The sequence below is a fragment of the Chitinophaga sp. YR627 genome, from assembly GCF_900114995.1.
GTDB lineage: Bacteria > Bacteroidota > Bacteroidia > Chitinophagales > Chitinophagaceae > Chitinophaga.
The window spans coordinates 597,579-622,059 of sequence record NZ_FOUX01000001.1; the positions used below are offsets into that span (position 1 = coordinate 597,579).

At 45.5% G+C, this 24,481-nt stretch carries 19 protein-coding genes; 11 read left to right on the forward strand and 8 right to left on the reverse strand.

Annotated features, from left to right (window positions below):
* Window positions 1–26: 26 nt before the first annotated feature.
* From egtB to BMZ72_RS02045, 5 genes are read right to left on the reverse strand one after another with little or no spacing between them, the layout of a single operon-like run.
* Window positions 27–1,178 carry an ergothioneine biosynthesis protein EgtB gene (gene egtB, locus BMZ72_RS02025; protein WP_089804742.1) on the reverse strand — a complete coding sequence of 384 codons (1,152 nt, stop codon included), beginning with the start codon at window positions 1,176–1,178 and terminating at the stop codon, window positions 27–29.
* 12 nt (window positions 1,179–1,190) lie between these two features.
* Complete coding sequence (locus BMZ72_RS02030; protein WP_089804744.1) at window positions 1,191–2,759, reverse strand: ABC transporter permease/substrate-binding protein; 1,569 nt, start codon at window positions 2,757–2,759, stop codon at window positions 1,191–1,193.
* Window positions 2,734–3,720: an ABC transporter ATP-binding protein gene (locus tag BMZ72_RS02035; protein ID WP_089804746.1), complete on the reverse strand. Its 987-nt coding sequence runs from the start codon at window positions 3,718–3,720 to the stop codon at window positions 2,734–2,736. The genes BMZ72_RS02030 and BMZ72_RS02035 overlap by 26 nt, the downstream gene beginning before the upstream one ends.
* 43 nt (window positions 3,721–3,763) lie before the next feature.
* Entirely contained in the window at window positions 3,764–5,146 is a 1,383-nt protein-coding gene (locus tag BMZ72_RS02040) for a mercuric reductase (RefSeq protein ID WP_089804748.1), read from the reverse strand.
* A gap of 25 nt (window positions 5,147–5,171) precedes the next feature.
* Window positions 5,172–5,453, reverse strand: coding sequence for a DUF427 domain-containing protein (locus tag BMZ72_RS02045; protein ID WP_089804750.1), 282 nt, complete (start codon window positions 5,451–5,453; stop codon window positions 5,172–5,174).
* A gap of 237 nt (window positions 5,454–5,690) precedes the next feature.
* On the opposite strand from BMZ72_RS02045, the gene BMZ72_RS02050 reads away from it, so the two are divergent.
* From BMZ72_RS02050 to BMZ72_RS02060, 3 genes are all read left to right on the forward strand, one after another.
* On the forward strand, window positions 5,691–8,201 hold the full coding sequence (locus BMZ72_RS02050; protein WP_218155190.1) for an XrtN system VIT domain-containing protein: 2,511 nt from the start codon (window positions 5,691–5,693) through the stop codon (window positions 8,199–8,201).
* Window positions 8,194–9,555 (forward strand): exosortase N, encoded by a 1,362-nt coding sequence (xrtN, locus tag BMZ72_RS02055; protein ID WP_089804754.1) that lies wholly within the window; start codon window positions 8,194–8,196, stop codon window positions 9,553–9,555. Before BMZ72_RS02050 ends, xrtN begins: the two co-directional genes overlap by 8 nt.
* A 156-nt stretch (window positions 9,556–9,711) precedes the next feature.
* Entirely contained in the window at window positions 9,712–10,143 is a 432-nt protein-coding gene (locus tag BMZ72_RS02060) for an SRPBCC family protein (protein WP_089804756.1), read from the forward strand.
* Window positions 10,144–10,145: 2 nt separating this feature from the next.
* Here the strand turns inward: BMZ72_RS02060 and BMZ72_RS02065 are convergent, their stop codons facing one another.
* Window positions 10,146–10,778: a MarR family winged helix-turn-helix transcriptional regulator gene (locus BMZ72_RS02065; protein WP_089804758.1), complete on the reverse strand. Its 633-nt coding sequence runs from the start codon at window positions 10,776–10,778 to the stop codon at window positions 10,146–10,148.
* Window positions 10,779–10,959: 181 nt separating this feature from the next.
* Between BMZ72_RS02065 and BMZ72_RS02070 the strand changes: the two genes are divergently transcribed.
* Both BMZ72_RS02070 and BMZ72_RS02075 read left to right on the forward strand, forming a co-directional pair.
* Complete coding sequence (locus BMZ72_RS02070) at window positions 10,960–12,126, forward strand: lycopene cyclase family protein (protein WP_089804760.1); 1,167 nt, start codon at window positions 10,960–10,962, stop codon at window positions 12,124–12,126.
* A 3-nt stretch (window positions 12,127–12,129) separates the two neighbouring features.
* On the forward strand, window positions 12,130–15,180 hold the full coding sequence (locus BMZ72_RS02075; RefSeq protein WP_089804762.1) for a response regulator: 3,051 nt from the start codon (window positions 12,130–12,132) through the stop codon (window positions 15,178–15,180).
* Between the two features lie 187 nt (window positions 15,181–15,367).
* On the opposite strand, the gene BMZ72_RS02080 is transcribed toward BMZ72_RS02075, so the two are convergent.
* Entirely contained in the window at window positions 15,368–16,216 is an 849-nt protein-coding gene (locus tag BMZ72_RS02080; protein WP_089804765.1) for a hypothetical protein, read from the reverse strand.
* A 133-nt stretch (window positions 16,217–16,349) separates the two neighbouring features.
* Between BMZ72_RS02080 and BMZ72_RS02085 the strand changes: the two genes are divergently transcribed.
* The 5 genes from BMZ72_RS02085 to BMZ72_RS02105 all read left to right on the forward strand — a co-directional run bounded on the left by BMZ72_RS02085 (window position 16,350) and on the right by BMZ72_RS02105 (window position 20,814).
* Window positions 16,350–16,913: a helix-turn-helix domain-containing protein gene (locus BMZ72_RS02085; RefSeq protein WP_089804767.1), complete on the forward strand. Its 564-nt coding sequence runs from the start codon at window positions 16,350–16,352 to the stop codon at window positions 16,911–16,913.
* Window positions 16,914–17,003: 90 nt separating this feature from the next.
* A complete protein-coding gene (locus BMZ72_RS02090) occupies window positions 17,004–19,250 on the forward strand; it encodes a heavy metal translocating P-type ATPase (RefSeq protein ID WP_089804769.1) in 2,247 nt (748 codons plus the stop codon).
* A gap of 11 nt (window positions 19,251–19,261) precedes the next feature.
* Window positions 19,262–19,468, forward strand: coding sequence for a heavy metal transport/detoxification protein (locus tag BMZ72_RS02095; protein WP_089804771.1), 207 nt, complete (start codon window positions 19,262–19,264; stop codon window positions 19,466–19,468).
* A 368-nt stretch (window positions 19,469–19,836) separates the two neighbouring features.
* Complete coding sequence (locus tag BMZ72_RS02100; protein ID WP_089804773.1) at window positions 19,837–20,205, forward strand: hypothetical protein; 369 nt, start codon at window positions 19,837–19,839, stop codon at window positions 20,203–20,205.
* Window positions 20,206–20,271: 66 nt separating this feature from the next.
* Window positions 20,272–20,814: a hypothetical protein gene (locus BMZ72_RS02105; RefSeq protein WP_089804775.1), complete on the forward strand. Its 543-nt coding sequence runs from the start codon at window positions 20,272–20,274 to the stop codon at window positions 20,812–20,814.
* 68 nt (window positions 20,815–20,882) lie between these two features.
* On the opposite strand, the gene BMZ72_RS02110 is transcribed toward BMZ72_RS02105, so the two are convergent.
* Complete coding sequence (locus BMZ72_RS02110; RefSeq protein ID WP_143087566.1) at window positions 20,883–21,566, reverse strand: hypothetical protein; 684 nt, start codon at window positions 21,564–21,566, stop codon at window positions 20,883–20,885.
* Between the two features lie 534 nt (window positions 21,567–22,100).
* Here BMZ72_RS02110 and BMZ72_RS02115 point away from each other — a divergent pair.
* A complete protein-coding gene (locus tag BMZ72_RS02115; RefSeq protein ID WP_089804778.1) occupies window positions 22,101–24,083 on the forward strand; it encodes an alpha-L-arabinofuranosidase C-terminal domain-containing protein in 1,983 nt (660 codons plus the stop codon).
* Window positions 24,084–24,481 lie beyond the last annotated feature (398 nt).

Below are 24,481 nucleotides of genomic sequence, written 5' to 3' on the forward strand. Positions count from 1 at the left end.
GTTATGATTAGAGTAATAAGATTAATTTATTTTGCCAGTCTGATACCGGTAAACTGCCATCTCAATGAAGGATGGAAGAAGTTCCGGTAAGTAGCGCGGCTATGATTGGGAGGCGTTACTTCCGAACCACCACGCAGTACCATCTGACTGACCATGAATTTGCCATTGTATTCACCAATAGCACCGGGTGCTTTTACAAAACCCGGATAGGGGAGGTATGCACTCTCTGTCCATTCCCATCTTTGTCCCCAGGAAAATTGTGCCGATGCTGCTTCCCATTCAAATTCAGTTGGCAGTCGTAAACCTTTCCATGCGGCATAAGCGGTGGCCTCATAATAACTGATGTGACAAACCGGATCATTTTCATTTATTGGCTGAAGTCCCTGCCAGTTATAATGTTGCCATTTTCCATCAACATGGTGCCAGTAAAGCGGTGCTTTTACTTCATTTGTCTTTACCCAGTCCCAGCCTTCTGCGTGCCAGTGACGGAAGTCGGTATAAGCACCTGCTTCCATGAATTCGAGGTATTCTCCGTTAGTCACCAGTTGTGAAGCGATGCTATATGGCTGGAGATAGACGGTATGTCTGCCCAATTCATTGTCAAAACAGAAACCATCCCCTTTATAACCGATATCGTACAGGCCAGCTTCCATTTCTACAAATGGTTTATCTGTCGCAGGTGCGATGTAGTTATCGGCTGGTGTATCGGAATAAGCCGGCATCAGCGGGTTATGACCCAGGATGAACTTAATGTCCGTATAGAGTAGTTCCTGGTGTTGCTCTTCATGATTAAGGCCCAGTACTACCAATGTCTTGAGTTCGTCGGACAGCGGTGTGTCCAGGAACGCCTGCATGGCTTTATCGACATGCTCACGATAGCGCATCACGTCTTCCACAGCGGGGCGGCTTAAGTTGCCTCTATCCGTGCGTATTACGCGGGCGCCTACTGTTTCATAGTAACTGTTGAATACGAAATTATAGTTCGGATCAAATTCTTTATAATCCGGGAAATGCGGTTTCAGCAGAAATGTTTCAAAGAACCAGGTAGTGTGTCCGAGATGCCATTTCGGCGGACTCACATCAACGACAGGTTGAACCACATAATCCTCTGTTTTCAGGGGCGCGCAGATATGCATGGACCTTTTCCGCACGGTGTTAAAATCATTTTTCAATTGCATATACCTTCGTGGTTAGTGATGCTGTAAATATTCCTTTAGATCTGATATAGATGTGATATGCAGCTCTGTTGCCTGCTGTTTGCGCATCATTAATGCATAAGTATTGTTGAAGCCAATAGGCGGTAACCATCTGATCTGGTATTGTTGCATAAAGGCGGTTGAAACGTAGTCATATACTTTTTGTTTGTCCGCAATCAGACTGTCGATAACAGTTTTGTCTGCCTGTAAAATGACTAACAGACCGGTACCCGTATATTCCGGGTAAAGATCTATTTGTCCATTGGTGAGTGCATCAAAACAGATTTTAGTGCCTCCCAGGCCGGTTTTTGTGACTGCTTCCAGGTCAGTGTACCCGTTTACCAGCAGTTTATACATATTGGCAAGAATGTAGCCGTCCCCGAATATTTTAGCACCGATGACAACTGTTCCTTTAGCGCCTTTTCTGGCAGGCTGTAATAATCCTTTAGCTTTTAAAAAATCACTGGCTACAAGTGCGGGATCCTGTTTCAGGTGATCTACCTTGTAGTTCAGTTCAGTCATTACACTATCATTAATTATACCAGATAGTTTATTTAATGCGGGCGCGAGTTCAGGATACTTATCGAGTGTGGCCTGGCGTACGATGGGGGCTGCATAGTAAGGCGGAAAGATATGTTTATCATCTTCCAGCACCTGGAGGTCAAAAGCCTTTACCCTGCCGTCTGTGCTGCTGCCGCTGATCACATCCAGTGTTTTCTCGTAAGCCGCTTTGTACATGATCATATCGCTGATCACGACGGTGCGCATATCGAGTCCGTATACCTGTTTTAAGCCCAGATTACCGTCTTTACGACCCATGAATTCAGGTGTAAATCCGGCTACGAGGCTACTGCCATAGGCCGCGGGCAGCAGGTAAAAAGACGATAAGATGAGCAACAAAAAAGGTAAGATGTACAATGCCGTTTTGACGCTTCTCATCCGTAGTTTTTGCAGCCGTGCCACACCCGTGTCAAACAATATCGCCAATAAGGCAGCCGGAATAGCACCTGCCAGTATCATGTTGGTATTATTGAGTGCGATACCCCCAAAGATGAATTCACCTAAACCTCCTGCTGCAATATAGGCCGCCAGTGTAGCGACGCCGACATTGATCACTGTGGCAGTGCGAATGCCCGCCAGTATGACCGGCATAGCCAGTGGCAGTTGTACTTTTAAAAGCAGTTGCTGCTGACTCATCCCCATGCCTGTTGCTGCATCGATCACGGTAGCATCCACCTGCAGAATACCAGTATAGGTATTTCTGATAATAGGGAGGAGTGCGTAGAGAAAGAGTGCTACGATCGCTGGCTTTGCCCCGATGCCCAGTAAGGGGATCATGAAACCGAGTAAGGCGATACTGGGTATGGTCTGCAGGACGCCCGCAATACCTAATATAGCGCCTGCCAGCTTTTTCTTACGCGTGATCAGTATTCCCAGCGGTACACCGATGACGACTGCGATCAGTAAAGAAATAAATGTTAGCCCGATATGTTGCAACGTTTGTTCCAGCAGTTTGCCGGCCTGTTGTTGTACAAATTCAGGAAAGCCGGGTTGATCTTCCATTGCTGCTGATAGTTTGCTTGTATTGTGTAAATGCCTGCATCAACGCGGCGCTGTCTATGCGAATGAGCTTGTCATCAAAAGAATAATACACGGGCGCGGAAAGCGTGGTCATCTGCTCCAGGGCATCCCAGCAGGAGGCATCTTCAGGTAAAATGAACGATACTTTTTCTGTGACATGATCTGTTGGTAACAGTGTTCGGATGTCTGATAACTTTACCGCATTCAGTTCCAGCAGCAGACGTTGCTCCCGGAAAAACTGTGTAACAAACTCATTGGCGGGAGAGAACAGCAGTTCAGCCGGCGTACCGGTCTGCTGAATAGTTCCTTTATCCATGAGACAGATACGATCGCCTAGTTGAAAGGCTTCCTGTACATCGTGTGTAACCATGATGACGGTCTTATTGCTGATCTCGTCTAATGAGCGGAATTCGTTTCTGACACTGGCCCTTGTTACGGGGTCCAGCGCACCAAAAGGTTCATCCATCAGTAATACCGGAGGATCTGCTGCGAGGGCACGGGCGAGCCCGACACGCTGTTGTTGTCCGCCACTTAGTTGTTGCGGATAAGCATCATAGTATTCGTCAGCCGGCAGGTGTAATTTTTCCATCAGTGTACGGGTCCTTTCTTCTATGCGTTTTTTATCCCATTTGAGTAAAGAGGGGACAATACCGATATTTTCTGCGACCGTATAGTGCGGAAACAATCCATTATCCTGTAAGACATAGCCGATATTACGACGAAGCGAAGTAGTTTCCTGAGCGGTAACGGCTTCTCCATTCACATATATTTTTCCGCTATCAGGCGCTATGAGCCGGTTTATCATACGCAGGGTAGTAGTCTTCCCGCTTCCGCTGGTACCCAGCAGTACGAGGGTTTCTCCCGTATTGACCTCGAAAGACACATCACTGACAGCAGGCTTGCCGTTCTGAAAAGATTTGTTGACACGTTCAAGCTTTATCATGGCCGGGATTCATTGAGGATTTTAATCCGCACATTGTGCAAGGTTATTTTTCCAATGTCATAAAGAGGTTATTAATAGATTCTGAATACAACGGATGCGCGAATATCATTTCTCTCAGCTGTTTAGCTGTGATTCCTCCGAGCATTGCCATCTGCATAACAGACATCACTTCTCCTCCTTCGGGGCCCAAGATAGCAACTCCCAGTAATTTATCATCGTTAGAATTAATAACAGCTTTCATAAATCCCTGTGTGTTACCTGTCTCTATGGCCCTGGCTACCCGCGTCATATCGAGGCAGGCTACTTTCACATCATATCCTGCTTCTTTTGCCGCTTTTTCGGTCAGTCCGATACGTCCTAACTGAGGGTCGGTAAACATGCAGTAAGGTACGGGTCTATCCTTAATAGATGTATCCTCTTTATTTACCAATCTCTTGTACAAAATCAGGTAATCGTTGTATGAAATGTGGGTGAATGCCGGTCCGCCTTTTACATCGCCCAGTACATAGATACCTGGTACATTGGTTTCCAGCTGATCGTTCACTTTGAAGTAGCCTTTATCATCTAATGCAATGCCTGCTTTTTCAGGCTGCAGTGAAGTAGATTGTGGCGTACGTCCTACTGCTACAAGCAGGTGAGAGCCGGTGATGGCAAGGTTTTCACCGTTGGCAGTGAGTTGTAAACGAATGGTATCACCTATCTGTTCTACCTTTTGAATATTTGCGCCGGTGTGCATGGTGACACCGGAAGTTTCCATTACTTTTTTTACAGCGGCAGCAACATCTTCATCCTCATATTTTAACAATTGTTTGCCCTTATCAATAATGGTTACCTGACTCCCCAATCTGCGGAATAACTGACCGAATTCCAGTCCGATATATCCGCTGCCCATGATCACAAGGTGTGAGGGCAGTTTGGTGAGTTCCATGATGCTGGTATTGGTCAGATATTTTACAGTATCGAGACCGGGAACAGGGGGGACTTTGGGAAGTGTGCCGGTATTGATAAAGATATGAGGCGCTGTGATGTCTTCTTCTCCGCCATCCTTCAGGGCTACTTTCAGGGTCTTTTCGCCGGTGAATACGGCTTCCCCGTATATAATGGACAAACCTTCTGTTTTCTCCATTCCTTTTGTGGCACCTCCGCGGAAGGATTCCACTACTTTGTTCTTTCGCTGGACAATCTTCTCAAGATCAACTTTAAAATCGCTAACAGTGATACCCCATTCCTGACTGTTTGCAATGACATGGGCAGCAGCGCCACAGGCAATCATTGATTTGGTGGGCGTGCAGCCGTCATTGATACAGGTACCGCCGATCCATCTTTTCTCTACTATGGCTGTTTGCCAGCCGGCTTTAGCCAGCTTTTTAGCCAAAGGAACACCACCTTGGCCGGAGCCAATGACAATTGCATCAAATTTTCTCATAACTCAGCTTTTGCGTTTACTATGCTTATTCTATGACTTCTACTCCCTTCCAGAACGCGATGTAGCCTTTAATGTTCTCTGCCGCCTGTTTTGGCGCAGGGTAGTACCAGGCTGCATCGTGGTTGACTTTACCTTTGATATTGACATCGTAATAAGAGGCTTCTCCTTTCCAGGCACAATTTGTATGTGTGTTTGAAGGATTCAGCAATCCCAGTTTTACTGATGCCGGAGGAAAATAATGATTGTTCTCGACTACCACCGTTTTGTCGCTTTCCGCAATAACCTCATTGTGCCAGATTGCTTTCATCGTGTTGTCGTTTAATGTGTTATGATTACAGGCCCAAATATTATACCATGGGGTGTTATATGGCAAATCAGAAGATAGGACTTTTTTTTGAATTGGAATTTGCCCGGATCAATTTCTTTTACTTACTTTGTATTTCAAAGTGATTGTAAGATCACATAATGCCCTACCGGGCTTTTTTTAGATAAATCTTCTTTGTAATTCAAAGTGCTTTATATTATGAAAGGACAATCCATACCTTTGAGAATTCTGGAAACACGGTTAAAGGATAATATGTACAATTTCGGGGTGGTTGTACTGGTGTTAACGCTGATCTTTTTTTGCATCGGTGAGGTAATACCGCCAAAAGGAGAGGACGAATATATAGCCTGGTTCTTTGCCAATCATTTCTTTACCTGTGCCTATTTTATTACACTGCTGATCAGCGGGCGTTTAAGAAAGCGGAGAGACGGATTGCCCCTGATGATACTATTTCTGCTGATATTTCTGGTGAGTGCCTATTCCCTGAACCGCTATTTTGCCGTATTTGCAAGATCAGCTACCTGGTTTGCCATTACCATTATTCTCTGTTCGGTAAACTACCTGGCATTCGCCTATCTGCGCTTCCTGCCGGTATTGGTCAGGTTATGCATGTTCTTTCTGCTGGGCCTGTCTTTCTGTTGTTTCCTGTATATGACGGTGTATATATTCCCTTTTAGTCTGTATGGAATGATGGGGTTCTTTTTACTGGGTATTCCCCTGCATGCGATCCTGCCTTTATTGCTTTGTGTGTATACGATCCGCGTATGGTGGAAGAGTCGTCAGCAAAGGCGTAGTTATGATATTGCTTTCTTCTCTGGTATCGGCGCGACGGTATTATTTGTAGTGTTTTATGCATTGCTCTGGCGGGTGAGCGTAGTAGAGATCGAAAAACAGTATAATGCTTCCGCTATTGACAATGGTCTGCCGCAATGGGTGAATCTTGTATCTAAACTTTCAACTGACCCTGTTACACAGAAAGTACTGGTGGCAGATATTGGTTTTTCCGTGCCGGATAACTGGGGAGAAGATAACCTTTTCGGAAGATCGCGAAGGGAGCCGGTACTGCACGATCCGCTGGTGATGATCTCTGCATGTCTGGGTGGTACGCTTTACATTCCATGGGAGGATCGTGCACACATATTGGAGACCTTATATGATCATCAATCAGATAAAGAGTTACATCTGTGGTCAGACGAAGATCTTGTCACCTCTCATGTACAGACAGCCACGCAGATCTGGCCTGCGTTGCGCCTCGCCTATACGGAAAAGACCATTAGTGTAAAGAATGACGGAGAGAAAAACAGGTTTAATCAGCAGGAAGCTATTTACAGATTTCAGTTGCCCGAAGGTGCTGTGGTATCTTCTCTTTCTCTCTGGATCAATAACAGGGAAGAGAAAGGTATCCTGACCACAAAGGCAAAGGCGGACAGCGCGTATACCAGCATTGTGGGTCATGAGCGCAGAGATCCTTCTGTTGTACACTGGCGGGAAGGGAATGTGGTAGCAGTACGTGTCTTCCCGGTACTGGGAGGAGAGGAGCGTCAGTTCAGGATTGGTATTACAGCCCCATTGTCGCTGGAGTATGGACAGCTGGTATATCGTAATATTCCGTTTAAAGGGCCTTCGGCTGCCGGGGCGCGTGAAAAGGTAGATGTTCGGTTTGAAACGGTACCGGTAGACCTGAATTATTCAGTGGCGTTTGGTCATGAGGGTAAGCAAACGCTCATGAATACCGGCGGATATCGTGAATTATGGGCAGTGTCTTTGAAAGATGAAGGGCTGGCGCATCAGGTCTTTAGTAACAAGGATGTGACGTATACGGCTGTGCCATACAGGAAAGAGCAGGGAGAAGCGGATATTAAAACTGCTTACCTGGATATCAATAGTGCCTGGACTGCCGCTGAAGTTAATGAGGTGTTTTCCCTGTTAAAGAATTATCGTGTATGGGTATATGCAGATGGTAAACTACAGGAAATGACGGTCATTAACAGAGATGAGTTATTCGCACGATTATCAGTACAGCGTTTCAGCCTGTTTCCTTTTCATAAGATCGCTGATCCTGACAGATCCCTGGTGATCACCAAAAGCATTATGCAGTCGCCGGGTATAAGCGACCTGGGTGATTGCACCTTTACAAATGATCTGAAACAATGGCTGGGTGCATCACATCATGTGATGTTGTTCAACCTGGGAGGAGAACTATCCCCTTATCTGCGTACATTAAAAGAATGCCGCGCCTTCCGCTATGATGATGGAGAGACGGGGCACTTACGGGCATTACTACAGGCCAGGGTTTTCCCGCAGGATATTGAGAATGATCAGCGTGTGGTGATTGAAGCGGCGGATATGGTTATTACGGCGCAACCCGGTACAGGTGGTACGACTGCGCCTGATCACCTGCAACGTTTATTTGCCTATAATCATATTATGCATGAGATGGGACCACATCTGCTGACAGGGGGAGAAACAGCGGATACGCTGATCGCAGCAGCAAAAGAAGCGCATATCGTGACGCCTTTGTCCAGTCTGATCGTTCTGGAAACGCAGGCAGACTATGACCGTTTTAATATTAAGGACAGTAATGGAAGTCTGAAGAATGCAGCGATACAGAACAAAGGCGCTGTACCGGAACCACACGAGTGGGTACTGATCATTATGGCCGTATTGCTCCTGATAGGATTGAAATACCGTACTGTTTTTTCAAAACGATTTAACTGGATAAATGGCTAAGCATTTCTATCAGATACTGCTGAAGATGATATACGCCGGTCGTTGCTGGCCGGTGTTGCTCTTCGGTTGTTATGGATTCATACTTTTTTATGGTCTCCGGGCCTATCATGACTGGTCTTCAGTGAGCAGTATACTGGGAGTAGTGGTCTTGCTGACAGTAACCTCTTTTAAGCGTAGCGAAAAAGGAGGGATCCGTTTCTTCCTGCTGGCACTCCTGCCTTTGTTACTTTATCTGCTGGCACCGGCAAAGACCTTACTCTGGGCTGCTGCAGTATGCGGGTGTCTTTTCCTTGCCGAAACGTTTTATGGACGGATCAATCATTTGCCTCTGATGGTGCTGGGGATCATCACGCCTCTATTTAAAAGTGTGACGGATGTGTTCAGTTTTCCGATCCGGCTGGTGCTGACGAAATGTGCAGGCACTGTGTTAAGCCGGATGGGAGGTGGTACCCGTGTAGAGGGAAATATGATCGTCATGAACGGCGCGGAGTTTTCTGTAGACCCTGCCTGTATGGGCTTACAGATGACGATCACATCGCTGTTGTGCGCGATCATGATCATCGGCTTTTATCAGAAGAAGTATCAGAAGGTATTGTCAGCGCGTATGGTGTTTGGAGCGTTGCTGCTTGTTATGGTACTGAATATCGGGTCTAATCTGCTGCGTATTATCTTACTGGTGTGGTTTCATATCATGCCGGATACGGTTTTGCATGATGTGGCGGGTATCCTGTGTTTGCTGGTCTATGTAATCGCACCTGCGCTGTTTTTGCTCCGTTGGGGGGGCAACAGATATGGCTATCCGGAGCAGACGCACCGGCGTCGTTATGTATTACGTTCTGCGTTGAAAATGTCATTGCTGAATGTTTCACTGGCGGGTGTCATATTGCTGGCGCTCGTATTCAGGTCTTTTATAGCAACGGAAAATGCGGGTACACAACAAGCGGCGGGCATCCCTGGTTTTGCGGTGGCCACGCTGCCCGGAGATATTATCAGGTTGCAGAATGATCGTCTGCTGGTGTACATCAAACACATTCCCAACGGGTATTATTCAGAGCACCATCCCATGATCTGCTGGAAGGGGAGCGGTTACAATTTTTACCGGGTACAGGAAACACCGGTTGACGGTCACCGGATCTATACTGCCCGGTTACAACAGGAAAAGGATGTGCTTTATACGGCCTGGTGGTACGATAATGGGGTAGTGACTACTAACAGTCAGTTGCAATGGCGCTGGGATGCACTGTTAGGGGCGCATCCTTATTCCCTGGTCAATGTGACGGCTGCTTCGGAGAGGGAATTGCAGCTGGCTGTGAAAGATCTGCTTGAGAAGCACCGGTTATCTACGTATCTGTAAAGTTGTTCATAAAGAAGTCTTTGTATAGGATGTCTGGTTCTTTAGGCATCCTTATCTTCCTAAAATAATTTCTGTAACCAAATGGTTTCCTATATATTTGTAACCGATCGGTTAAATAATGTTTTATTCCGCTGACATTTCAAATCCATCAGAAACATGAAAAGCGAACCATTTGTTATTGAACGTACATATGATGCGCCTGTTACGCGCGTATGGGAAGCTATAACTACGAAGGAGCAGATGAAGCAGTGGTACTTTGATATTGCTGATTTCAAAGCCGAGTTGGGCGCAGAATTCCACTTTTACGGGATCGGTCCGGAGGGGGAACGATTCAAACACCTATGTAAGGTGACGGAGGTAGAAGAAAACCATAAACTGACCTATAGCTGGCGGTATGAAGGTTTTGAGGGAGCTTCCCTGGTCAGCTTTGAGCTGTTTTCTGAGGGCGATAAAACCAGGGTGAAACTGACACATGCCGGTCTGGAGACATTCCCGCAGGACAATGCCAGCTTCAAAAAAGAGAATTTTGTGATGGGTTGGACCCAGTTGATCGGAACTTCCCTGCGGGAGTTTGTAGAGAAGGTATAGTCTTATTCAAGTATATCATCCAGTCTGGACAGATTATCCATAAAAATAGGATGATGATAGTCGTCCAGTCGTTGTAAGGTCACGACCAGCTGATACTGTTCCAGGGGACTGAGGTCTCCCAGTATCAGCCGGGAGATCTTATCCATATTGCCGTACAGGCCAGCCAGCAGTTCCCTGCCTTTTTCGCTTACCCGTAAAGCCTTGCTGCGTTTATCTTCCTTGTGTATGGTTTCTTCCATATAGCCCAGTTTTACCAGTCTTTTGATAATTTCCATGCCGGTGGGCTTTTCGTGTCTGTTCTGTTGTATCAACGCTGTCTTGTTCATCGGCTCATATTGGAGCAGGGACACCATATAGCCGAATTCATCCATCGACTGAAGGGGAGAGCCTTCCAGTGCTTTCTTTATATATAGTTTGGCATAACGGTACATATAAACGATCAGTTTACTGATCAGTCCAGGCGTGTGTGCATCGCCATATCCTTCTTTTGTAAGCGGTGTATCGTGAAAAGGGACCGGCGGCAGTTCCTTTGTTTGTAACCAGGCAATGAAGTCATTTGTTTTTGGCTCCGTACCCGTTGACCGTTCAAATTCTTCTGCGAGAACGATCAGGTCTTTCAGGAATGTATAATCCAATGAAAACTATTTTGGCAATAATAATAAGATTATACAGTAAAACTGGTATAAAAACATTTTATACTTACCGCCTAATGATATATTATTGTACCAATTTAGTGTGTAAACATACTTGTTGCCCCTGCGCACAACATTTTTATTATTGAAGAACCCCCCATAGCGGAGTTGAAAAACGGTTTGAATGGAACATTTCGACTACATCATTGCCGGCGCCGGATGCGCCGGAAGAAGCCTGGCTGTACATCTCATTCATGCCCGCAAACTGGCGGGTAAAAAAGTTCTCCTGGTAGACGATATTGAAGGCAGGGAACATCATCAGCACTGGTGTTTCTGGGAAAAGGATCCCGGCCTGTTTGACGAGATCGTTTCTCATTACTGGGCTAAACTATCATTTACGGGGAGTGAGGGCCAACAGGTGCTTGACATTGCTCCCTATCATTATAAAATGATCGCGGCCGACCGTTTTTACGATTATACCCAAAAACTGATCACAGCTGCTCCCAATGTGACGATCAGGAAAGGACTGATCGGGAAAGTTTTTAACTCACGGGGTAAATCGGCCGTCATTGTAGACGGACAACGTTTTACGGCGGAATATGTATTTAGAAGTGGTCAGCCGCCTGTGGCGCCCGGAGCCGTTCAGAGCAACCTGATCCGGTCTTTTAAAAGCTGGCAGGTGGAGACCGTTACACCCTGTTTTGATCCGGATATGGCTACGCTGATGGACTTTAAGGCGGTATCCATGGACGATAGTGGTTTCTTTTATACCCTGCCTTATTCCTCTACGAGAGCAGTTGTAACGTATACACTTATTGCACCGGAAATACCCGATCAGGGTATGTATGATATGGTATTACAGCGCTATATGAGGCAACAGCTGCAATGTAGTCTTTACAACATCAGTTACACAGAGACAGGCCATATTCCCCTGTATGAATATGCGCGTAACAGTATTGATGACAGGATCATCTATCTGGGGACAGGCGCCTACGACATTAAAGCCTCCGGTGGTCATGCGTTCCGCTTTATACAAAGGCATGCACAACATATCGCCCAGCGTTTGCTGGATGGGGAACATCCTGCTACCGGTGGCATACGTTTCGATCGTTTTGGTTTCTATGATAGTATCTTTCTTCGTTTACTCGCGTTACCTGCTGTATCATTAAAAGGGCTTTTTTCACGCTTATTCCAGCGAAATTCACCTGCTACTATTTTGAAATTCCTGGATCATGAAACCTCGTGTTGGGAAGAATTACGTATCTTCACTACTCTACACAAACGGGCTTTTGCAACAGAAATATTCAGGAAATTGAAAGGACAAATTTCTTCCACAGCGAAAAGTTTTTAGTGTTTGAATGCAATACTACAGCAGGAACTAAATAGATTGACTGAATTAGCCGCTCTGGTTTGCAATGTACAGGTAGCAACGATCTCTATCAGTGATGATCAACAGCCATCCGTTGTCATTGCATATGGCATTGCTATAACTGTACCTGAACCTCCATTCCATCGTACATACGATCTAAAGGACAATGCCGGGCGCTTACTGGGTCAACTTACCCTTAGCGATACGCATGCTCAACAGGTCGACAGTCGACAGGAAAGGGCCATACAGCTGCTTATCCTGGAGATCGTGTCTCATATTACAGATCATTATCATTATGAAGAATTACTGGATAGTGAGCGCAATTTCAGGGCTTTCTTTGAGAATTCTCATGGTTTGATGTGTACACATGATCTGGAAGGCAGGTTGCTGACCGTAAATAATGCCTGTGCGGCGATATTGGGTTATACCTGCGAAGAAATGAAGGATATGACCCTGGCCGATATCGTTCCAGCCCAGTATGAAAATGAGCTCTATGCTTATCTGAAAAAAATCGGTACAGAAGGAAAGGCGCATGGTCTCATGATCACCATTCATAAAGATGGGACCATGGGGTCCGTGTTATTCAACAATGTGCTGTTCAGGAATCTCAAAGGAGAATCTTATGTGATCGGCAACGCCATCGATGTAACGGAAAGGCAGGTATTGGAGAGAGACCTCAAGCGTACCCGTGAGATACTGGAACGTACCAGTCAGATGTCTCGTATCGGGGGATGGGAAGCGGACCTGGTGAACATGGAGTTGTTCTGGTCTGACGTAACAAAGGCGATTCACGAAGTACCCGGTAATTTTCAGCCTACCATGGCAACTGCCATCGGTTTCTATAAAGAAGGGGATCACCGGGAGGCCATTACGGAAGCCCTCCGCTTAAGTGTGGAAACAGGAGAACCCTGGGACCTTCAGTTGCAGATCATTACTGCGAAAGGACAGGAGAAATGGGTGAGGGCTATCGGTAATGCTGAATTTGAAAACGGGAAATGTAAACGCCTGTATGGCACTTTCCAGGATATATCTGTTACCAAGGAGGCGGAGCATCAGCTGATACTACAGAAGTCCAATCTTGCCGCCGCCAAGCAACAGGCGGAACAGGCGAATATGGCTAAATCAGAATTCCTGGCTAATATGAGTCATGAGATCCGGACTCCTTTAAATGGGGTGATCGGCTTTACTGAACTGGTGCTGAAGACCGACCTGAATGAAACACAGCACCAGTATCTGTCTATTGTTAACCAGTCCGCCAATGCCCTGCTAAGCATTATCAATGATATCCTCGACTTCTCCAAAATAGAATCCGGTAAACTGGAACTGGATATTGACAAATATGACCTGTATGAGTTCAGCAGTCAGGTAAGTGATATTGTCAGTTATCAGGCACAGCATAAAGGGCTGGAGATGTTACTGAACGTATCCACGCAATTACCTCGCTTTGCCTGGTTTGATGAGGTGCGGTTGAAACAGATCCTTATCAATCTTCTGGGAAATGCGGTTAAATTCACCAGTAACGGAGAGATCGAATTAAAGGTACATCCCCTGGAATTCCTGGAAGATGATAAAGCAAAGATCCGCTTTGAGGTAAGGGATACCGGTATTGGTATCAAACCGGAAAAGCAGTTTAAAATATTTGAAGCCTTCCGCCAGGAAGATGCTTCCACCACTAAGAAATATGGAGGTACCGGGTTGGGTCTGACCATCTCCAATAAATTGCTCGCATTGATGGGAAGCGAACTGCATATTGATAGTGGCGTAGGGGATGGCAGTACCTTTTATTTCGATATTGTATTAACCACTGTAGAAGCACCTGCTGAAGACCAGAATAACCTGGAACGTATTAAAGATGTCCTGATCGTAGATGATAATGACAACAACCGTCATATCCTGAAGGAAATGCTGCAAATGAAAGGGATCTCCTGTACGGAGGCCCGTAGCGGATTTGATGCACTGGAATTATTGTCCACCAATGATGGTTATGACATCATCCTGATGGATTATCATATGCCCTATATGGACGGACTGGAAACTGTCCGAAAGATGCGGCATCATTTCGGCGCCAAACCCCGTGAACAGGGAATCGTGTTGTTGCACAGCTCTTCTGATGATGAACGGATCATTACGGCCTGTGAGCAGTTAGGGATAGGACAGCGCATGGTGAAGCCGATTAAAATTCATGAGTTATACAACAGGCTCTCTTTACTGATCAATAAGGAAAAGCGTAAACGCCATCAGCAGGAACAGCAGGCGGAACAATGGATCGGAGGTCGCCTGAATATCCTGATCGTAGAGGACAATCCTATTAATATGTTGCTGGCGACGACGGTTGTTAAACGTATCGCGCATGATGCCCGTATTTACGAGGCACAGGATGGTATAGAAGCCATCCGGATCTGTCGCGCACAATTACCTGATCTGATCCTGATGGATATACAGATGCCTATCATGAACGGTTATGAAGCAACCGGACGTATAAGGGAGATCAAAGGCGGACAGCGTATACCGATTATCGCACTGACTGCCGGTAATCTGAAAGGAGAAAGGGAAAAGTGTATGGAGGCAGGTATGAATGACTTTATATCCAAGCCGCTTATACAGGAGAAACTGATGGAACTTTTCCGGAAGTGGTTGACCATCCCTGTGGAAGAAGAGCCTGTGCATCTCACGACTGTCAGAGAGGTCAAGGAAGAGCATTTCAATATTGCTACTTTGGAAACTTACCTGATGGGAGAGGATAGGGCTGTATTAAAACAGTTACTGAAACTAACGATCGATGAACTGAAGTCGGCGGTATCGGAGTTGCAGATAGCAGCAGCGGCGGTTGATATCCGTAAGATCAACCGTATCGGGCATAAGATACGCGGTACTTCACAGATCATCGGGTTGAGTAAATTAGCACGTATAGCTGATCAACTGGATACGCTGACGGTAAAACATGAACCGGAATTCAGTCAGCTGATTGAGGCGATGCAGGGAGAGTCTTTGCTGACGATTCAGTTGATGGAGGAGCAGATTGCGACCTATGGGTGAGTTAGAAATTAGGAATTGGAGAGACGAGGCGGTATTGGTTTGAATTGGCTGTTATTAGGAAAAGAATTACGAATTACGAATTACGAATTACGAATTAATTTGTGTTATTAATAGAAAAAGCGTCCATCGTTGAGAGGACGCTTTTTGCGTATAATTCCTAATTGATAATTCCTAATTCCTAATTGACTTAGTCTGCGTTGTTCACGAAGTAGTTAAACTTCTTAATGTACGCCTGTTTCAGTTTTTCATCTGTCTCTGTAAAGAAGTACCCATGATAACCACGGTCAAGTGCTGTATATTTGACTCCTTCCAGTTGCAGTTTTCTTGAATCAACGACGCCGATCAGCTTGTCTTTATGGAATACCAGCACGGTACGGAAACCCGGAGACGGATCATCTGCTGCGCTTTCGTAATTGTAGTATTCAATATACGGTTTATTGTTATCCATAGCTTCCAGCTGGAATTGCTGAATGAAAGATTCCATACCGGCCTTTGTTTTCTCCGGTTGTTCTTTCATATAGCTGGCCAGTGCGTTTTCGATAATAGTGGCCTGTTGAAGCTTATTTTGCTGTACAGCGGCATGGAATACACCAGTGTTCACTCCTTTATCATTTTTAAAGGTCATTTCAATCACAACGTCCTGCAGTACTTTACCGACAGTTTTACCATTTGCAATGATCGGAGCTCCTTTCTTCAGGACCTGGCCTTCCTGCTGTGCATTGGACAGTTCGGTGGTGACCAGCGTGTTTGACCATCCTTTGGTGGGAATACCCGCTTCCAGTTCTACGTTATCATTTACCTGAGCCATTGGTTTGCCATTGACCTCATCCAGCAGGGTAACAGTACCGGCTGCCCTTTCCCTGATGATCTTTTCCGCAACCGGCTTCTTTCCTTCTGACGCAGTCGCAGGCTTTGGGTTTGTTTTGGCCGGTTTTTCTGCTTCCTGTACGGTGCTATCTGCCTGCTGCTCATGTTGTTTGTTGTCGACACAGGCAGTCAGCAGCAATGCTAATAAGAGGTATGAATGATTTTTCATGATCGCTAAAATTAATGAATATAAACTTGTTTCAAAGTCTCCCGTCCCATAAATAGTGGGAAATATTGCATTTCTGCTTTCGCTGGGTTGAGATAGTATTTTTCAGCTACCTTTGTCCATTCAAATGGGATTCATGCATCTGTTTATAAAAAATATGGTTTGTAATCGCTGTATTCTGGTAGTACAGCAGGAATTAGATAAACTGGAGATACCTTATTCACGCATTCAGCTGGGAGATGTGGAGATGGAGCAGGCGCCTTCCGAAGCTAAGCTGGATGCGCTTGGCCAGCAATTGCATGCCCTTGGTTTTGAGGTACTGGATGATAAGAAAGACGCTTTAATCGAGAAGATAAAGACAACTATTATACGCCTGATCCATGGGAATGATAATGAGATGCTGAATACGAAGTTGTCAGTGGTGTTACAGGAAGCGCTGGACGTTGATTATCATTATCTTTCAACATTGTTTTCTTCAACAGAAGGACTGACGATCGAAAAATATGTCATTTTACAACGTATAGAGCGTGTGAAAGAACTGTTGCATTATGATGAGATGAACCTCAGTGAAATCGCCGACAGTATGGGGTATAGCAGTGTGCAGCATTTGTCTCAGCAGTTTAAAAAGGTGACTGGTCTGACGCCAACCGGCTACCGTCAGTTAAAACATAATGACAGAAAGCCCCTTGATAAAGTGTGAGGGGCACTCGTCATAATTATATACATATTCCCCATCATTCTATAACAATCTTTCTCTTACCCGGTAGTAGCTTTGTGAAAAGTTTGGACAATGGCTACAACAACCGGACATATAACAAAAGAAACGTTTCCTGTACTGGAGATGAGCTGTGCGGCCTGCGCTGTCAGCGTCGCTTCCATGCTGCAATCTGTACCAGGTGTGTCGGATGCATCGGTAAACTATGCCGATCAGACAGCCCGCGTCACTTATGATAGTGACAGTGTTACGCCTGAAGGATTAAGGAATGTGATCCGTGGTATCGGCTATGATCTTGTCATCGATACACATAACCGTGAGCAGGTACAGGAACAGGCACAGCTGGATCACTATCAATCACTGAAAAAAAGAACAATTGCTTCACTGATATTGTCAGCGCCGGTAGTGCTGATCGGGATGTTCTTTATGGATATACCATATGCCAACTGGATCATGCTGGTATTGTCAACTCCCGTTATTTTCTACCTCGGCCGGCAGTTCTTTCTGAATGCCTGGAAGCAGGCCCGTCACCGCAAAGCCAATATGGATACACTGGTGGCGCTGAGTACCGGTATTGCATGGTTATTTAGTTTATTTAACACTGTATATCCCGAATACTGGCATGCCCGTGGTTTACATGCGCATGTGTATTTTGAAGCGGCAGCGGTCGTGGTAGCGTTTATCTCGCTGGGGAGATTACTGGAAGAGAAAGCAAAATCAAACACCTCTGCAGCATTAAAAAAGCTGATGGGATTACAGCCAGCGACTGCATTTATAGTAGTCAACAATGGTGCTGATACAAAAGAGACTCCTTTAAGTGAGGTGCAGGCAGGTAATCTGTTACTGGTAAAACCAGGTGCACGTATCCCTGTGGATGGACACGTACAAAGTGGCAGTTCCTGGGTAGATGAAAGTATGATCACCGGAGAACCGGTACCAGTACTGAAAGAGAAGGATACAGCGGTGTTTGCAGGAACGATCAATCAACAGGGAAGTTTTTATTTTAAGGCGGAAAAAGTAGGTGCTGATACGGTATTGGCACAGATCATCCGAATGGTAAGAGAAGCACAGGGTAGTAAAGCACCTGTGCAGCAGCTGGTCGATAAGATCGCGGGTATTTTTGTGCCGGTGGTGATTGGTATTGCGATACTGACTTTTGGTGTCTGGATGATGGCAGGAGGGGAGAATGCATTTACGCACGGCTTATTATCAGCCGTTACCGTGTTGGTGATTGCCTGTCCCTGTGCATTAGGACTGGCCACACCGACAGCGATCATGGTAGGTGTCGGAAAAGGCGCAGAGAATAATATGCTGATCAGAGATGCGGAAAGTCTGGAGCTGGCGCACAAAGTAAATGCCCTGGTATTGGATAAAACAGGGACTATTACAGAAGGAAAGCCTGTGGTGACTGACAGCTACTGGTTAGCGGCTTCGGATCAACAATGGGAACTGCAACGTGTCCTGCTTACCATAGAACAGCATTCTGAGCATCCGCTGGCTGCTGCGATCGTAAAGGACTTACAGCAGAAGGGCGTTGCTGCATTGCCTGGTATTCCTTTCACGGCACTTGAAAGTATCACAGGAAAGGGTATACAGGCCCGTTATCGGGGAATGAAATACCTGGCTGGCAACATGGCATTACTGGCGGATAATGGCATCCGGACAGATGATGTTTTGTCAAAGAAGATTGCGGACTGGCAGTCTGCTGCAAGAACGGTAATTGCCTTTGCAGGAGATGGAAAGATCCTGGGTATTATTGCGATAGAAGATAAAGTGAAGGCGACGTCGGCGCTGGCGGTGGAGAATTTGCAGAAGAGTGGTATTACGGTATATATGCTTACCGGTGATAATGAGCACACGGCAGCAGCCGTAGCCGGACAGGTTGGTATCAGGCATTATAAGGCGGGCGTGTTGCCCGCAGAAAAAGCTGCTTTTGTGCAGTCATTACAGGAGCAGGGAAAAGTGGTTGCAATGGCCGGAGATGGTATTAACGACAGTCATGCACTGGCACAGGCGGATGTTAGTATTGCGATGGGCAAAGGAACGGATATAGCGATGGACGTAGCGAAAATGACCCTGATCACCTCCGATCTGAATGTCATTCCAAAGGCGCTGCAATTATCCCGTAAAACAGTCCGTACGATCCGCCAGAATCTTTTCTGGGCGTTTATCTATAACATTATCGGTATTCCGCTGGCTGCAGGTGTATTATTCCCGGTGAACGGATTCCTGCTGAACCCGATGATAGCAGGCGCAGCGATGGCGTTAAGTTCTGTGTCGGTGGTAAGTAATAGTCTGCGGCTAAAATGGTCAAAAATTTAATAATATAAACTATGGAACAACAGTTTAAAACAAATATCAAATGCGGCGGCTGTATAGCAACAGTCACACCATTTCTCAATGAAGCAGCAGGTGAAAATACCTGGAAGGTAGATACGGCAGCACCTGAAAAGATACTGACGGTATCGGCTGATGCTGTATCTGCAGCAGCGATTATCAGTGCGGTAGAGAAGGCCGGATACAAGGCAGCACAATTATAGTTGCAGATATATAATCTTTAGTGTTTTACCGGGCTGATACATATCAGTCCGGTTTTTTTTATGGGTTTATCTATAGTCTGACTATAGTTATGCTGCGTTAATGCTACGTTCAAAACGGAGTTGTGACGGAGAAGAACAGGTAAAAGACTGATGTAGTATAGGAAAGGTACTATTTCTTCGATTATATCGCCATTATACCGTTACTACGCCGCTATTTGTCCGCTCGGGAACGAAGAAATAACGGCGTAATGACGGTGTAATAAGGGAATACATCGAATAATAAAAGAGGTATTCATCAGCGAATATATTAACGGTATAATAATTGCTCTACAGTAACGTTATTTAACCGGACAGTAAACCCAGGAAATATGTTAAACTCCACCTGGAAATCATTTAGACAACCTGCCAGCAGGACGATCGCATTTTGTATGCTGGCAGGTATTTTCACTTTTACAGCTTGCAGAACCAATCGCGGTTACGATCCGGCTCCGAGAATGGGCGCGGAATATCGCTTTGAGGAAGGATTAAAAAAGGAAAAGAACCCGCAATATCTTTTCAGTAAAAAGGAACGGAAGGATCTGGAAAAAATGGGTTATCCCATCGGCGCACCTAATCAGGCATCTGAGTCTGGCGGCGATACCAAACCGGCCACAAAATCTCCGGCCACGGGAGCATTACAGAAGGCTCCATCTGACAGCCTGCGTACGGACACTGTGTTTAAGGTGAAGCCGCAATAGCAGGGATCTGGTTTGTTTGGTTTAGTTTGAATTACTTACATTTGTGGAAATTTTAAAATATCCTCTATGTTAAAGACCTTGTACACCGCTGGGCTTTTCATGGCAGCGACCTGCATGTTTGCTGGTAAAGCCAAAGCACAGTTAAAAGGTTTCAGTATTGGTCCTTATGCTGAAATCGGCACCCCAGTGGGTGATTTTAAGGACACGCATAACTCTGGTTTCGGAGGTGGTTTGAACGCAGATATTAAGCTGATCGCAGGATTTGGCGTGACTGGCTCTGCTGGTTTCATGTATTTCTCTGGTAAAAGCTATGATGTCTTTGATATTGAGGGCAACCGGACTAGTGTAAAAGCAGAATCTATTAAGGCGCTGCCGGTAAGAGTTGGTCTGAAGTACAAATTCGGTTTTCCGTTATTGTATGTGAAGGCTGAGGGTGGTAGTGCTACATTTGTAGGTGGCAAGTCAGATGGGTACAAAGGTACTGCAGCCATCTTTGCTCCGGGTATCGGTATTCGTTTCCTGGGCCTGGATGTGGAAGGAAAATATGAAATGTGGTTTAAAGACGGAACCAGTGGTTTCTTTGGTCTGAAAGCCGGTTATAATTTCTAAGTTGAAAAGTTGTTGCAATAAAAAAAGGGCTTCCGGATTCCGGAAGCCCTTTTTCATTAGACCTGTAATTACTTTTTGTTCACTTTAACGGCTTTTGACTTCTTCGCTGCGGAAGTGTCAGCCGGAGTTGCGGCAGCAGTATCTTTTTTAATGACTGCTGTGTCGCGTTTAGCAGCGGCAGTATCGGCAGCGGCTGTTGCTGTGTCCAGTTTCGCGGCGAAACTGAGTGTGTCTCTGGTAGTAGCAGTGTCTGCTTTAATCGCTACTGTGTCTGCATTTCTGAACGCTACTGTATCTGCTTTAAAAGCAAAGTTTGCAGTGTCTTTGAAGAATGCAGTGTCTTTTGAAAAGCTGACAGTGTCCTTGCCAAAGGCAGCCGTGTCACTTACAAAATTTGCGGTGTCTAACCTGAAGTTCGCTGTGTCGTACTTAAAGTTAGCCGTGTCCATTTTGAAGTTGGCTGTGTCTGGTGAGAAATTGGCGGTGTCTGCTTTGAAATTAGCCGTATCCATTTTGAAGTTAGCCGTGTCCATCCTGAAGTTGGCTGTGTCAAATTTGAAGTTGGCTGTGTCCATTGCAAAATTGGCGGTGTCTGGCGCAAAGTTAGCAGTGTCGCTTACAAAGTTCGCTGTGTCGAGTACGAAGTTTGCAGTGTCTGCCTTTGATGTCATCGCATTTACTGCGTTTGTCTGTGTCATTACGAATGCTCCCAGGCCAGCCATGAGGCCAAATCTCAATAATTGCTTTTTCATGGTTTTTCAATTTAACTGGTTAAAAAATAAAGATCTCAATAAAAGATGGTTGAATACATTTCAACCAAAATCCTGCAAGAATACTCTAACGAAATGTTAAAGTGATTTCACTTCTTTTTATCTTATTGATTACTAATCAATTGTGGGTTTTTCTTGTTTGAGTAGTTTTCTATCGTGTATTAAACTTTACTGGTAAGAGTAAGTCTGTAAATATTTCATAATGTGGACAGGAGGTAACAATACCGGGTATACGCTTTCACAATTTCTCTATATAGCATGTGTACACTGAAACCGTTAACATTTCCTTGCATTATTGACAGTAGCAATCAGCAATAATATGTCCGGTGATGCCGGCATAATGGGCTTAGTAGTATCCGGGGAAGGAGCTATTCAGATGATTGCAGTTTGTCCTTATGACCATATACCTGTCTGATTACAGCAGTGGGATAAATAAATGTCAATTGAACACAAAAAGTGCTTATAATTCTTGCAGATATTGATTTTAGGGTGTATATTGTTGTAACAAATCCCGTTATGATACGAATAATAAACTTTGTTGCCACAGCATTTTTGCTGCTGACAGGATCAGCATCCCTTTCTCAGACAATGACGCTAAAAGTAAATGGTCCGCAGTCGGAGGTCTCACCAACGATGTGGGGAATCTTCTTTGAGGACATTAACTTCTCCGCAGATGGGGGGATCTACGCTGAATTGATAAAGAACCGCTCTTTTGAATTTACAGAGCCGATGATGGGTTGGAAAGAGGTAAAGAAAGAGGGAGCGGGTAATATATTAATAGTGAACCGGGAAACGGGGCATGCGGCTAACCCCAGGTATGCACATATTACGGTAACTGCGGACAAAGGTAGTTACGGACTGTTCAATGAGGGGTTTCGTGGTATGGGCTTCAAAAAAGGGCTGTCATATAACTTCTCTTTTCTGGCACGTAGTACGGCTGGTAAGGTGAGTGGGAAGCTGGTACTGGTAGATGATAAAGGAGTGCCAATAGGGGAGGCGATGGTTACGGCAGGTGATAAGGAATGGAAAAAGTATACGGCTACGGTGACCGCTGATCGTACGGTGGCCAAAGGAGGCGTACAGTTGTTGTTCTCCGGCACGGGAGCCCTTGATATAGATATGGTGTCATTATTCCCCCAGGATACCTGGAAACAGCGTCCGGGAGGCCTGCGTAGTGACCTGGTACAGTTGCTGGCTGACCTGCATCCCGGATTTGTGAGGTTTCCCGGAGGCTGTATTGTAGAAGGACGGGACCTGGCAAACCGGTATCAATGGAAAAAGACGGTGGGTAAGGTAGAAGATCGTACGCTGATTGTGAATCGCTGGAATACGGAGTTTGCACATCGTGCCCCGGGGGATTATTTCCAGAGCTATGGACTGGGCTTTTTTGAATATTTCCAGTTATCGGAAGATGTAGGTGCCGAACCATTACCGATCCTGAACTGTGGTATGGCCTGTCAGTTTAATACCGGAGAAGTGGCAGCCGATGAGGACGTGGAAACGTATATACAGGATGCGCTGGACCTGATCGAATTTGCAAACGGTAGTACGAGCACGAAATGGGGACAGCTGAGGGCAGAAATGGGGCATCCTGCGCCGTTTAACCTGAAACTGATGGGAGTGGGCAATGAGCAATGGGATAGTCAGTATATAGCCCGTTATCAGCGTTTTGAGGAGGTACTGAAGACCAGACATCCTGAGATAAAACTGGTGTCCAGTGTAGGCCCTTTTTCCAGCGGCGAGCGGTTTGATTATCTGTGGTCTGAACTGAAGCCTTCAAAAGCGGATCTTGTAGATGAGCATTACTATATGCCACCGGAGTGGTTTTTGAAAAATAGCGCCCGTTATGATAAATATGAGCGGAAGGGACCAAAGATCTTTGCAGGTGAATATGCGGCGCATGTGAAGGTGCCGCAGGGCAAAAAAGAGACGGATACAGCAGAAGGAAGGAATACCTGGGAGAGTGCATTGGCAGAGGCGGCATTTATGACAGGACTGGAAAGAAATGCGGATCTTGTACAAATGGCTTCCTATGCGCCTTTACTCGCCCATGTGGATGCGTGGCAGTGGCGGCCGGATCTGATCTGGTTTGACAACCTGCGTTCCGTTGGAACACCGAATTATTATGTGCAGCGTCTTTTTGCTAACAATAAAGGTACGCATACTGTATCAGTTACATCGGGCAATCAGGCGTTAACAGGACAGGAGGGTATTTATGCAAGTGCAACGATCGACAAACAGACCCGCAAAATACTGCTGAAAGTAGTGAATACAACGGATAAAGCAGTGCCGTATACAATTGCGCTGGAAGGCGCAGTAGCGGCTCAGGGTACAGCTACGCAGGAGGTGCTGACGGCGAAGGATAAAACTGATTTCAATACGTTGGATGCGCCATCGGTAGTAAAGCCTGTTACTATGCAGCTTAAAGCCGCAAAGAATAAAGTGACGGTCACCACGGGGGCTAATTCTCTGAATGTAATCACGATACCTTATAAGTAAACTGTTATTGGTTTTAAAACACAGAATGCCCGCGCTGTATAACAGTAGCGGGCTTTTTGTTGTGTGTAGGCATGATAGAGAGGAAAAATTTTGTGAAAAGTGGAAGAAATATTTTTGCTTTGAAAAAAAGATGTAAATTGGTTGTACAATAGTTTGTTAGCTAACTTCATTCGTCTCAGATTTGTAGTAACGTTACTTCAATATTTCTTTCTGAGCGCTCGTTTCTCCCCTTTATAAATTACGATGATCAATTGCCGCCTAAACGCGGGGAATGATAAATGATCTATGTATTATCATAGTGATCTTATTATTTCATAACTACTATGTCTGACAATGAGTTAAGAAGAAAAAAGTTGGTGATTTTTTTGAAAACACTGGCTATTGTTGTACTTTTGAAC

What these genes read in the sequence shown, in the direction of transcription:
- BMZ72_RS02040 (WP_089804748.1), bottom strand. Translation starts at nt 5,146, where the DNA reads ATGAGAAAATTTGATGCAATTGTCATTGGCTCCGGCCAAGGTGGTGTT.
- BMZ72_RS02035 (WP_089804746.1), bottom strand. Translation starts at nt 3,720, where the DNA reads ATGATAAAGCTTGAACGTGTCAACAAATCTTTTCAGAACGGCAAGCCT.
- BMZ72_RS02030 (WP_089804744.1), bottom strand. Translation starts at nt 2,759, where the DNA reads ATGGAAGATCAACCCGGCTTTCCTGAATTTGTACAACAACAGGCCGGC.
- BMZ72_RS02100 (WP_089804773.1), top strand. Translation starts at nt 19,837, where the DNA reads ATGTTAAACTCCACCTGGAAATCATTTAGACAACCTGCCAGCAGGACG.
- BMZ72_RS02090 (WP_089804769.1), top strand. Translation starts at nt 17,004, where the DNA reads ATGGCTACAACAACCGGACATATAACAAAAGAAACGTTTCCTGTACTG.
- BMZ72_RS02110 (WP_143087566.1), bottom strand. Translation starts at nt 21,566, where the DNA reads ATGAAAAAGCAATTATTGAGATTTGGCCTCATGGCTGGCCTGGGAGCA.
- BMZ72_RS02085 (WP_089804767.1), top strand. Translation starts at nt 16,350, where the DNA reads ATGCATCTGTTTATAAAAAATATGGTTTGTAATCGCTGTATTCTGGTA.
- egtB (WP_089804742.1), bottom strand. Translation starts at nt 1,178, where the DNA reads ATGCAATTGAAAAATGATTTTAACACCGTGCGGAAAAGGTCCATGCAT.
- BMZ72_RS02070 (WP_089804760.1), top strand. Translation starts at nt 10,960, where the DNA reads ATGGAACATTTCGACTACATCATTGCCGGCGCCGGATGCGCCGGAAGA.
- BMZ72_RS02060 (WP_089804756.1), top strand. Translation starts at nt 9,712, where the DNA reads ATGAAAAGCGAACCATTTGTTATTGAACGTACATATGATGCGCCTGTT.
- BMZ72_RS02115 (WP_089804778.1), top strand. Translation starts at nt 22,101, where the DNA reads ATGATACGAATAATAAACTTTGTTGCCACAGCATTTTTGCTGCTGACA.
- BMZ72_RS02045 (WP_089804750.1), bottom strand. Translation starts at nt 5,453, where the DNA reads ATGAAAGCAATCTGGCACAATGAGGTTATTGCGGAAAGCGACAAAACG.
- BMZ72_RS02080 (WP_089804765.1), bottom strand. Translation starts at nt 16,216, where the DNA reads ATGAAAAATCATTCATACCTCTTATTAGCATTGCTGCTGACTGCCTGT.
- BMZ72_RS02105 (WP_089804775.1), top strand. Translation starts at nt 20,272, where the DNA reads ATGTTAAAGACCTTGTACACCGCTGGGCTTTTCATGGCAGCGACCTGC.
- xrtN (WP_089804754.1), top strand. Translation starts at nt 8,194, where the DNA reads ATGGCTAAGCATTTCTATCAGATACTGCTGAAGATGATATACGCCGGT.
- BMZ72_RS02095 (WP_089804771.1), top strand. Translation starts at nt 19,262, where the DNA reads ATGGAACAACAGTTTAAAACAAATATCAAATGCGGCGGCTGTATAGCA.